Here is an 11,246-nt window from a genome sequence, read left to right as displayed (position 1 = left end):
AAACTGCCGCGCTACGTTGACCGCCAGTCATCCTTCAGGAGTTACATCGCATGCGCCCCTTTCCGCTCGGAGAAGACCTCGACCTGCTGCGCGAAACCGTGCACGCGTTTGCCGAAAAGGAAATCGCCCCGCGCGCCGACCGCATCGATCGCGACAACCTGTTCCCGGCCGACCTGTGGCAAAAGCTGGGTGAGATGGGCCTGCTCGGCATGACCATACCCACCGAATACGGTGGCACCGGCATGGGCTTTCTGGCGCACATGGTGGCGATGGAGGAAATCTCCCGCGCCTCCGGTTCGGTCGGCCTGTCGTACGGCGCGCATTCGAACCTCGCCACGCAGAATATTTTCCACAACGGCAACGAGGCGCAGCGGCGCAAGTACATTCCCAAGCTGTGCTCGGGCGAATACGTGGGCGCGCTGGCGATGAGCGAACCGGGCGCCGGTTCCGACGTGGTCGGCTCGATGAGCTGCAAGGCCGAGAAGGTTGGCGACGTGTGGGTCGCCAACGGCAGCAAGATGTGGATCACCAACGGCCCGGATGCCGACGTGCTGCTTGTCTACATGCGCACTGCGCCGCGCCCGGCCGGCAGCCGCTGCATGACCGCCTTCATCATTGAAAAAGGCATGAAGGGCTTCACCACTGCGCAGAAGCTGGACAAGCTCGGCATGCGCGGCTCCAACACCTGCGAGCTGGTGTTCGAGAACTGCGAAATTCCCGAAGAAAACATCGTCGGCGAAGTGAACGAAGGCGTGCGTGTGCTGATGAGCGGCCTCGACACCGAGCGCGTGGTGCTGTCCGGCGGCCCGCTCGGCATCATGCAGGCGGCGCTCGATCTCACCATCCCCTACGTGCGCGAGCGCAAGCAGTTCAATGCGCCGATCGGCACCTTCGGCGTGATGCAGGCCAAGATCGCCGACATGTATACCGCCCTGCAGAGCTCGCGCGGCTTCGCCTACATGGTGGCGCAGCAGTTCGACAGCGGCGTGAAATCACGCATCGATCCGGCCGCCTGCCTGCTCAACGCGTCGAAGAACGCGGTGCAGGTCGCGCTGGAAGCGATTCAGGCGCTCGGCGGCAACGGCTACATCAACGACTACCCCGCCGGCCGCCTGCTGCGTGACGCCAAGCTGTACGAGATCGGCGCCGGCACCAACGAAATCCGCCGCATGCTGATCGGGCGCGAGCTGTTTCACGGCAAGTATTGACTGCCCGCTCGCCGGGATGAACGAACGCCCGTAGCCTCGCCGGGCGCTGGCGCTCGATGGCATTCATGCCGAGGCAAAGCCATCCGGCACTTGCGCCAGCCAGCGGGACATCGGCATTTGCCGCTCTTTACGGCGGCCTGCGATAATCAGCGGGTTGTCTGTCGGGCATTCGTGCCATGACAGAGTCTGCACCCCACGTACCTCTTATCAGTCACTGGAGTCATCCATGTCGAATGTCAGCGTCGTCATCGTCGGTGCCAAGCGCACGGCCATCGGTTCCTTTCTCGGCCAGTTCACCGGTGTGCCAACGCCGAAGCTCGGCGCGGCGGCCATTCGCGCAGCGCTGGAGCAAGCGACGATTGCGGCCGACGACGTCAGCGAAGTGATCATGGGCTGCGTGCTGCCGGCCAATCTCGGTCAGGCGCCGGCCCGTCAGGCCTCGCTGGAAGCCGGCCTGCCGTTCGGCACCGGCGCCACCACCATCAACAAGGTCTGCGGTTCGGGCATGAAGGCGATCATGCTGGGCAACGACCTGATCAAGGCCGGCTCGGCCAGCATCGTGGTGGCCGGCGGCATGGAGTCGATGACCAACGCACCGCACATGGTCAATGCGCGCACCGGCATCCGCTACGGCGACGGCCAGCTGGTCGACCACATGGCCTGGGACGGACTCACCAACCCTTACGACGGCCAGGCGATGGGCGTGTTCGGCGAACTGTGCGCCGACAAATACCATTTCACCCGCGAAGAGCAGGACGCCTACGCGATCGAATCCGTGAGGCGCGCGCAGGCCGCGCAGCAGAGCGGTGGATTCGCGGATGAAATTGTTCCGGTGACCGTGGCCGGCCGCAAGGGCGACGTGGTGGTCGATACGGACGAGCAACCCGGCCGCTCCGACATCGCCAAGATACCCACGCTGCGTCCGGCTTTCCGCAAGGAAAACGGCACCATCACCGCCGCCAGCTCGTCGAGCATTTCCGATGGCGCCGCAGCCGTCGTGCTGCTTTCGGCCGACGAGGCCAGCACACGCGGACTCAAGCCACTGGCCCGCATCGTGGCGCACGCCACGCATTCCCAGACGCCGGAGTGGTTCACCACAGCGCCGGTTGGCGCGATTGAGAAGGTATTGGAAAAAGCCGGCTGGACCGTGGCGGACGTGGACCTGTTCGAAATTAACGAAGCGTTTGCGGTAGTCGCCATGACGCCGATGCGCGAGCTCGGTATTGCGCACGACAAGATCAACGTCAACGGTGGCGCCTGTGCGCTTGGTCATCCCATCGGCGCCAGCGGTGCACGTCTGGTGGTGACGTTGCTGCATGCGCTCAAGGCGCGTGGGCTCAGGCGCGGAGTCGCCACGCTGTGCATCGGCGGCGGCGAAGCCACGGCGATCGCCGTGGAACGCGTGGATTAAAACAAATCGATAAAAGCGGCGTTGTTATGCGGAAATGCAGATAAACGCGCTTTTAATGTGTACTTCGAATTCACTATAAAAAAGTGGCGTCGTCACACCATACCGGCTATTAATACGCCCGCCATAAAGGCATTCCACGGCAATCAGGAGATCCACCCATGAAATTGACGCGCACCCTTCTCGCCTCCGCGCTGGTCGCTTTGCTGGCAGCTTGCAGCAACAGCGCGCAGGATTCTGCACAGGACGCGCAGAAGTCGGCCGACACGGCACAGCAGGCTTCGGACCAGGCACAGCAGGCCGCCGCACAGGCTCCGACTCCGGAAGCCCAGCAGGCAGCCCAGCAGGCCAAGACAGCGGCTGACGCCGCTGGTCAGGCTGCCGATCAGGCACAGCAGGCCGCTGCTGCGGCTTCGTCGCAGTCCCCGGCCGCCAGCAGCTCGACCATGTCGATGTCCAAGGACGCTGCGTCGAACGCTGCCGACCAGGCTTCCAAGGCCAAGGATGCTGCGAAGGACGCCGCAAGCAATGCGAAAGACGCTGCGAAGGATGCCTCCAAGGGCAATTGATCCTCGCGATCAATCCGCGTTGCGGTAAAGTAAGTCGTAATGGAAAAACGGTCGCCCTGTGCGGCCGTTTTTTTATGCTTTGTCCGCGGGATGATCACGACAATCCAATCAACCATCGACCCCGGTTATCATCAGTGACTGGCCAGCGATGGCAATGAATGGTGAGCATGTTTCCATGACCATGATCGTTTCGCAGATCGATCCTCGCACGGCCGAGTTCCAGGCCAGCGCTTTACAGCTACGCGCGGTGACCGACGACCTTCATCGCGAACTTGAGCGCAGTGCCGAAGGCGGCGGTGAAAAAGCCCGTGAAAAGCACGAAGCCCGCGGCAAGCTGCTACCGCGCGAACGCATTCGCGCCCTGCTCGACCCGGGCTCGCCGTTTCTTGAACTTTCCGCACTGGCGGCTTACGGCATGTATGAGGACGCCGCCCCGGCCGCCGGCATCATCACCGGCATCGGCCGTGTCAACGGCATCGAAGTCGTGGTGGTCGCCAACGACGCCACCGTCAAGGGCGGCACCTACTTCCCCATGACGGTGAAAAAACACCTGCGCGCGCAGGAAGTCGCGCTGGAGAATCACCTGCCGTGCGTCTACCTGGTCGACTCGGGCGGTGCATTCCTTCCGCTGCAGGACGAGGTGTTTCCCGATCGCGAGCACTTCGGCCGCATCTTCTACAACCAGGCTCGCATGTCGGCGCTGAACATTCCACAGATCGCGGTGGTGATGGGCTCATGCACGGCCGGCGGTGCCTATGTGCCGGCAATGAGCGACGAGACCGTCATCGTGCGCGAACAGGGCACAATCTTCCTCGGCGGCCCGCCGCTGGTGAAAGCCGCGACGGGCGAAGTGGTCGATGCCGAAACGCTCGGTGGTGCGGACGTCCACACGTCCATTTCCGGTGTCGCGGATCACTATGCGGAGAACGATGCGCATGCACTGTCGATCGCGCGCGATATCGTCGCCAGCCTCAATCGCAAGAAACATATCCCGCTCGCGCTGCAGACGCCGCGCGAGCCGAAGTATCCCGTGGACGAACTCTACGGCGTCATTCCACAGGACACGCGCAAACCGTTCGATATCCGCGAGGTGATCGCGCGCGTCGTCGACGGCTCCGAGCTGCACGAGTTCAAGGCGCGCTACGGCAAAACCCTGGTCTGCGGCTTCGCGCATATCCACGGTTATCCGGTCGGCATCGTTGCCAATAACGGCATCCTGTTCGCCGAAAGCGCGCTCAAGGGCGCGCACTTCATCGAGCTGTGCAACCAGCGCAACGTGCCGCTGGTGTTTCTGCAGAACATCACCGGCTTCATGGTCGGCAAGAAATACGAGCAGGCCGGCATCGCCAAGGACGGCGCGAAAATGGTCACCGCTGTGGCGTGCTCGCACGTGCCGAAATTCACCGTGGTGATCGGCGGCAGCTTTGGCGCCGGCAACTACGCCATGTGCGGCCGCGCCTATGGCGCGCGCTTTCTGTGGATGTGGCCGAACGCGCGCATCTCGGTGATGGGCGGCGAGCAGGCCTCAGCGGTGCTGGCCACGGTGAAGCGCGACGGCATCGAAGGCGCCGGCAAGACCTGGAGCGCCGACGAGGAAGAAGCCTTCAAGGCACCGATACGCGAACAGTACGAACGGCAGGGTCATCCCTACTATGCCAGCGCGCGACTGTGGGACGACGGCATCATCGATCCGGCAGACACGCGCCGCATTCTGGGCCTGGCGATATCCGCCTCGCTCAACGCACCGATCGAGCCGCAGCGCTTCGGCGTGTTCCGCATGTAACCAGCGCGACGATTTTCAGATCCAGGGGAGTTGCGGATGATTGTAGGTATCGATCTGGGCACGACGCATTCGCTGATCGGCTGCTACGGCGAATCGGGGCAGCGCCTTTTCACCAACGCGCTGGGCGATTACCTGACGCCGTCCGTGGTCAGCGTCGACAACGACGGCCAGGTCATTGTCGGACAGGCGGCACGTGAACGCTTGGTCAGCCATCCTTCGCTGAGCGTGGCGAGTTTCAAGCGATGGATGGGCACCACGCGGGAGACCACGCTAGGCCAGCATCGTTTTCGTCCCGAGGAGCTGTCCGCGCTGATCCTGCGCTCGCTGCTCGACGACGCATCCACCGCGGTGGGCGAAAAAGTCACCGAGGCGGTGATCAGCGTACCGGCCTATTTTTCCGACGCCCAGCGCAAGGCCACGCGGGTGGCCGGCGAGCTGGCCGGCATTCGCGTCGAGCGGCTGATCAACGAGCCGACGGCGGCGGCGCTGGCGTATGGCCTGCAGGAAAAGCCCGACGGCTCGCGCTTTCTGGTGTTCGATCTGGGCGGCGGCACGTTCGACGTGTCGGTGCTGGAAATGTTTGACGGCGTGGTCGAAGTGCATGCGAGCGCGGGCGACAATTTTCTCGGCGGCGAGGATTTTCTGGACCTGCTGGAGACTACCTGTCTCGCCGACGCGCGGCTCGATGCCGAACGAATTACCGCGACACAGCGCGGGCAATTGCGTCGCCGGCTGGAGATTGCCAAGAGCGAGCTTGGCGCGAAGGGCCATGCCGGTGTCGAGATGCGTTTCGATGAGCAATCGATCGACTGGACGATCGACGAAGCCCGTTTCGAACGGCTGGCCGAACCGCTGGTGCAGCGCATGCGCGCGCCGCTCGAGCGCGCCATGCGCGACGCCAAACTGCAGGCGGCACAGCTGGACGAAATCATCCTCGTCGGTGGCGCCAGCCGCATGCCGCTGGTCGCGCGAATGGTATCGCGCATGTTCGGCCGGCTGCCGCTGCGGCATATCAACCCCGATCAGGCCATCGCACTCGGCGCCTGCGTGGCGGCCGGGCTGAAGTCGCGCGACCAGCGGCTCGACGAGGTGATCCTCACCGATGTATGCCCGTATTCGCTAGGCACCGAGGTCGCACGGCGCGACGCGCAGGGGCGTGCGCAGAGCGGTTTCTTTGCGCCGATCATCCACCGCAACAGCACCGTGCCGGTCAGCCGTGAGAAGACCTTTGCACCGGTCGACGCAGGGCAGAAGCTCATGCAGCTGGACGTCTATCAGGGCGAAAACCCGCTGGTGGAAAAAAACATCCGCCTCGGCGAGCTGTCGGTGCCGCTGGACCCCGCGCTACCGGTGCAGGAAAACCTGGTGACCGTGCGCTTCACCTACGACATCAACGGCGTCCTGCAGGTCGAAGCGCTGGTGCACGCGAGCAGCCGGCGCTACGAGCTGGTACTGGAACAGAATCCCGGCGTGCTGAGCCCGCAGCAGATCCGCGAACGGCTGGCGGCACTGGAGGAAATAAAAATCCATCCGCGCGGCAAGCAGGAAAACATCGCCCTGCTCGCGCGCGCCGAACGCCTGTACGAAGAGCATCTGAACGCACGCGACCTGCTGCAGGAGTGGATCGCGCGCTTTCGCGCCGCGCTGGAGAGCCAGGACGAGCTGCTCATTCGCGAACATCGCCGTGAATTCGCCACGGCGATGAACACGCTGGAAGCGCCCTGAGTGTCGCCCTTCGCGCGCCTGGGCTTGCCAGCAGATGCCGACGAACGGGCGATCAAGCGCGCCTATGCGCAGCGACTGCGGCAGACGCGCCCGGAAGATGATCCCGCCGGTTTTCAGGAGCTGCACGCGGCTTATCAGGCTGCGCTGGACTGGTGTCGACAGCGCGCGCTGTCGGAGCTTGCCAGCGTTGATGACGCCGCGGCGCCGCCAGCGGCAAACGATGACCCGTCCGTCGAATCAACGGCAGTGCCTGCAGCCATATCACCTGCCGTGGATACGAGCGACGCGCGCATCAGCGCCAAAGCCGTATCGCCACCGATGCCAACTTTTTCGATGCAAGCCTTCTGCGACGAGGCCATCACGCTGGCAACGAAAGGCGACGCGGATGAACTGCAGCGCTGGCTCGGGCGTCACCCCGCGCTATGGTCGCTGCAGCTCAAGGCGCAGGCTGGCCGGCTGCTGGTGCAGCAGATCTATCGGCAGGAGCCGCCGATGCCGGCGGCGTGCCTGAGCACCATACTGCGGTTTTTCGATCTGGATCATGCGCTGGCCGGGCACGATCCGCTGGCGCTACAGATGCTGCAGCGGCGAACGCAGCTGGCGTGGGAGCTGCAGCCGGATCATCGCGGCGAGCTGATCGCACGGCTGCGCATGCGGGACAAGCCGGACAGAAAGAAATTGGAGCGCACGCTGCGCCAGCTTGCGCTCCCGTTTCACTGGCCGCAGGTGCTGCTATCGGGCCTCGATGTAACCAGGCCGCGACGCATCGCGGAAACCGTTGGCCGATTGACGGGCGGCATGCCCGACGCCTTGCCTGTTTCTATCCGGCGCGATCAGCTGGCGTTCTGGCTGGCGGCGGCAGACCGCACAAGAGTCAGCAAACCGCGTCTGCTGCTAGGCCTTTCTCGCAGCGTCGCAGGCATGTTCGCGATGCTGCTGGTCGGCCTGCTGTGCGGACCGGTTTTCAGCGTTTATCCCGACAGGTTTACCGCGGGACCTGCATTTTTCCTAGTCGGCTGTGCTGCTGCCGCAGGCATGGCCTGGGCGCTGCTGATGGCGTGGCTGCCGCTGGAAAACTGGCACTCGCGCCGCGAGGAGCTGCCGGCGCGCTGGCCCTGGCTCTGCCTGCTACTGGTACCCCTGCTGTGTGCGGCGGGCATGCTGCTGACGCTATCGCCCTTCCCTTCGACCAGCCTGCTGCTGATTCTTCCCGCAACGCTGCTGGCCCTGCGTCGTTACGGCCGGCGGCAGGGCGGTGGCAAGATCTTTGCGGTCGGGCGACGCTTTATCTGGGTCACGGCGGTAGTGCTCAGCCAGATCGTGCATGCGCTGAAAGAAAGCAACGTGGCCGCAGACGATATCGCGTTCCTGCCGGGCGTGCTGGCTGGCGTCGCCGTTTTAATCTGGTCCATCGATCTGTGGAAAAGCCGGCGGCGTCTGCGCGTGCGCAGTGCATCCAAACGACTGGAACGGCAGCTGACTTAAAAAATCCCGCACGAAAGGGTCTGCCGGACTGGCAGAACCTTTGTTGGCGTCAAGCCGAGGGTTCCTCGCCGCGCAGGCGCACGTCGTTGGGCAGCATATCGATGCGGCCGACCTGCTCTTCCCGCTGCGACTCGAAGAAACGCTGCACGTGCTGGCAAACGTTCATCGTGTTTTCGCGGGCGATGGCCGAGACCAGGAACCACGGCTGGGTCCACTCGAGTTCGGCGATGATTTTTTCGGCGACGGCCTGACGCTCGTGCTCGTCCAGCATGTCGGCCTTGTTCAAGACCAGCCAGCGCGGACGCTCCAGCAGTTCGGGGTTGAACTTGGCCAGCTCCTGCTCGATCGCACGCACTTGGCCCGCCACGTCGATATCGTCGACCGGCGCGATGTCGACCAGATGCAGCAGCAGGCTGGTGCGTGCCACGTGGCGCAGAAACTGAATACCCAGGCCGGCACCATCGGCGGCGCCTTCGATCAGGCCGGGAATGTCGGCAATCACGAAGCTCGAGTCGACGCCCAGGCTGACCACGCCGAGGTTCGGCACCAGCGTGGTGAAGGGATAATCCGCCACGCGCGGCGTCGCCGCCGACACCGCGCGGATAAAGGTCGACTTGCCCGCGTTCGGGAAACCCAGCAGACCAACGTCGGCGAGCAGGCGCAGCTCCAGCTTCAGCTCGCGCGCTTCACCCGGCGTACCCGGCGTGGCCTTGCGCGGCGCGCGGTTGACCGAGGTCTTGAAATGGATATTGCCCAGGCCGCCTTTACCGCCCTGCGCCACAAGCATGCGCTGGCCGTGGCTGGTGAGGTCGCCGATCACTTCGTCCGTATCAACGTTGGTAATCATGGTGCCGACCGGCACACGGATGGTGGTGTCCTCACCGCCCTTGCCGTACATCTGGCTGCCCATGCCGTTCTCGCCGCGCTTGGCCTTGAAGCTGCGCTGATGGCGGAAGTCGACCAGCGTGTTCAAACCCTCGTCGGCGACCAGCCAGACCGAGCCGCCGAAACCACCGTCGCCGCCGTCCGGGCCGCCGAAGGGAATGAATTTTTCGCGGCGAAAGCTGATGCAGCCATTGCCACCGTCACCGGCAAGAACTTTGATATTGGCTTCGTCGACGAATTTCATGGGTAAGTCCGGGGGATAAAGCGGGGAACGGGGAACGGGGAACGGGGAACGGGGGAGATTATGGTTCCAGGCTGCCGGAAGCACACATTCCCTGTTCCCCATTCCCCGTTCCCGCTCTAAAAATGAAAAACCCCGCCGAAGCGGGGCCTTCGATGTCGCGTCGCTGGAGGCTTACGCCGGAACGACGTCGACGAAGCGGCGATTCTTGTCACCGCGGATCTTGAACTGCACCGTGCCGTCCACCAGCGCGAACAGCGTGTGGTCGCGGCCGAGGCCCACGCCGGTACCCGGATGGAACTGGGTGCCGCGCTGACGCACGATGATGTTGCCTGCTTCGATAGCCTGGCCGCCGTAAATCTTCACGCCCAGGTATTTCGGGTTCGAATCGCGACCGTTGCGGCTGGAACCTACGCCTTTTTTATGTGCCATGACTTAAGTCTCCAGATACTCAGGCGTTGATGCCCGTGATTTCGATTTCGGTGAAATGCTGGCGATGTCCCTGCTGACGCTTGTAGTGCTTGCGGCGGCGGAACTTGATGATGCGAATCTTATCGGCACGACCATGCTTGCGAATGGTGGCGCTGACGGTGACCCCATCAACCAGCGGTGCGCCCACAACCACCGACTCACCGATGCCATGCATCAGCACCTGGTCGAAGTTGAAGGTCGCGCCTTCTTCGGCGTTCAGCAGCTCCACGCGCAGGACATCGCCCTGCTGTACGCGGTACTGCTTGCCACCGGTCTTGATGACTGCGTAACTCATCGTATTGCCCTTCTTTAGTTATTCTCTTGGGTACCGCCATATCCTAATCACGGTTTGGCGAACCGCGGATTATAACGACCTGGGCCCGCGCTGGTCAAATACTGACCACACCCTCATTCCCGACGCCCTACCGTCTTGACAGGGCGACCGAGCTCACTGGCTGGCTGGCGTGGTTTTCGGGGTTCCGGAAGCGGGCTTTTTCGTGGTGGCGTGGTGCTTGGCCGGCGTTTTGGATGACGTTTTCGCCTTTACCGGGGCGCTTTTCCTGGTCGCGGAAGCCTTTTTGGCAGACGCCGCCTTTTTGGTCGTGGTGTGCCGTTTGATCGGCGTATGCCCGTGATGCCGGGACGACGTGACGTGCGTGGCGACCGCGACATCCGCGGCATCGGTGGCGGCATCGGGACTGGAGTCATCGGAAGCGGCGGCTGCGGAGCCAGCGGACGCAGGGCCGCCGGCAAATGACGCCGGGCAGCGGCCGTCGGCACCGAGCGTGCCCGCCTGCTCAAGCTTGGCAATCATCTGCTGGGTATGGTCATGGCTCCACTGCTGGCCGGCCTGATTGGCCTCGGCCAGGGCCAGCGGCATTTCCGTAAGCACCTTCTGGCCCAACGGCGAGCTGTAAAATTTTACCATGCCGTCCACCTCGTCGGCGGTGAAATGCTTCTGGTAAATCGGCACGAGGCGGCTGACAAAATCCTTGCTGCTGTTGTCGTCGATGTAGCCCTGCCAATAGTTGGAGGACACGCACGGCAGCGCCTGTTTCATGCTGGTGGCGACCTGGCTGTTCATCTGGCTCAATGATTTGCCCAGCCCGATCGCGTCCATCAGCTGGCGAACCTGCTGCTCCGTGGGCTGCGCGGCAAAGGCCTGGGTGGTCGCCACTGCCAGCAGGATGCCGGCGACAAAGCCGAGACGCTTGCGCATTGCCATCTATATACCTTCCGTTCGAAACGACTGCGTGATCTGAGCTTCACATAGTAACCAGATACGCCGGCCAGCCCGCAAACCGCGGCTGACTGGGCGATCTCTGGCCGAGCCTATGTGGCCCGATGGGCAAAGTTCCGAAACCTTCGCTGCCGCGCCGTGGGCGAAAGGCGATGGACGATCGCGGGTCTGCGACATCGGCGGCAGACACGCACACAACGAAGCCACAACCCAGGTTGTTATAGTCCGCCT

10 protein-coding genes are annotated in these 11,246 nt (G+C 63.5%); 6 read left to right on the top strand and 4 right to left on the bottom strand.

Annotation, left to right across the window (positions count from 1 at the left end; genetic code table 11):
• The first annotated feature begins 50 nt into the window (after positions 1-50).
• From ACDK93_RS06870 to ACDK93_RS06845, 6 genes are all read left to right on the top strand, one after another.
• A complete protein-coding gene (locus ACDK93_RS06870) occupies positions 51-1,208 on the top strand; it encodes an isovaleryl-CoA dehydrogenase (RefSeq protein WP_458071860.1) in 1,158 nt (385 codons plus the stop codon).
• Between the two features lie 226 nt (positions 1,209-1,434).
• A complete protein-coding gene (locus tag ACDK93_RS06865) occupies positions 1,435-2,619 on the top strand; it encodes a thiolase family protein (RefSeq protein WP_458071859.1) in 1,185 nt (394 codons plus the stop codon).
• Positions 2,620-2,777: 158 nt separating this feature from the next.
• Positions 2,778-3,185: a hypothetical protein gene (locus ACDK93_RS06860; protein WP_458071858.1), complete on the top strand. Its 408-nt coding sequence runs from the start codon at positions 2,778-2,780 to the stop codon at positions 3,183-3,185.
• A 175-nt stretch (positions 3,186-3,360) separates the two neighbouring features.
• Positions 3,361-4,968, top strand: coding sequence for a carboxyl transferase domain-containing protein (locus tag ACDK93_RS06855; protein ID WP_458071857.1), 1,608 nt, complete (start codon positions 3,361-3,363; stop codon positions 4,966-4,968).
• Positions 4,969-5,004: 36 nt separating this feature from the next.
• A complete protein-coding gene (locus ACDK93_RS06850; RefSeq protein ID WP_458071856.1) occupies positions 5,005-6,693 on the top strand; it encodes an Hsp70 family protein in 1,689 nt (562 codons plus the stop codon).
• Positions 6,694-8,178, top strand: a complete 1,485-nt coding sequence (locus tag ACDK93_RS06845) for a J domain-containing protein (RefSeq protein ID WP_458071855.1) — start codon at positions 6,694-6,696, stop codon at positions 8,176-8,178. It begins immediately after the preceding gene.
• A 49-nt stretch (positions 8,179-8,227) separates the two neighbouring features.
• On the opposite strand, the gene cgtA is transcribed toward ACDK93_RS06845, so the two are convergent.
• The 4 genes from cgtA to ACDK93_RS06825 all read right to left on the bottom strand — a co-directional run bounded on the left by cgtA (position 8,228) and on the right by ACDK93_RS06825 (position 11,000).
• Positions 8,228-9,307, bottom strand: a complete 1,080-nt coding sequence (gene cgtA, locus ACDK93_RS06840; protein ID WP_458071854.1) for an Obg family GTPase CgtA — start codon at positions 9,305-9,307, stop codon at positions 8,228-8,230.
• A gap of 171 nt (positions 9,308-9,478) precedes the next feature.
• Positions 9,479-9,736 carry a 50S ribosomal protein L27 gene (gene rpmA, locus ACDK93_RS06835; RefSeq protein WP_458071853.1) on the bottom strand — a complete coding sequence of 86 codons (258 nt, stop codon included), beginning with the start codon at positions 9,734-9,736 and terminating at the stop codon, positions 9,479-9,481.
• A gap of 19 nt (positions 9,737-9,755) precedes the next feature.
• Positions 9,756-10,070: a 50S ribosomal protein L21 gene (rplU, locus tag ACDK93_RS06830; protein WP_179477175.1), complete on the bottom strand. Its 315-nt coding sequence runs from the start codon at positions 10,068-10,070 to the stop codon at positions 9,756-9,758.
• 153 nt (positions 10,071-10,223) lie between these two features.
• The gene (locus ACDK93_RS06825; protein ID WP_458071852.1) at positions 10,224-11,000 is read right to left on the bottom strand and encodes a DUF2059 domain-containing protein; all 777 of its coding nucleotides are present in this window, start codon (positions 10,998-11,000) and stop codon (positions 10,224-10,226) included.
• Positions 11,001-11,246: the final 246 nt, after the last annotated feature.

It is taken from the genome of Rhodanobacter sp. BL-MT-08 (assembly GCF_054161255.1).
The sequence above is the reverse complement of the archived record's forward strand: the minus strand, read 5'-3'. Positions and strand labels throughout refer to the sequence as shown.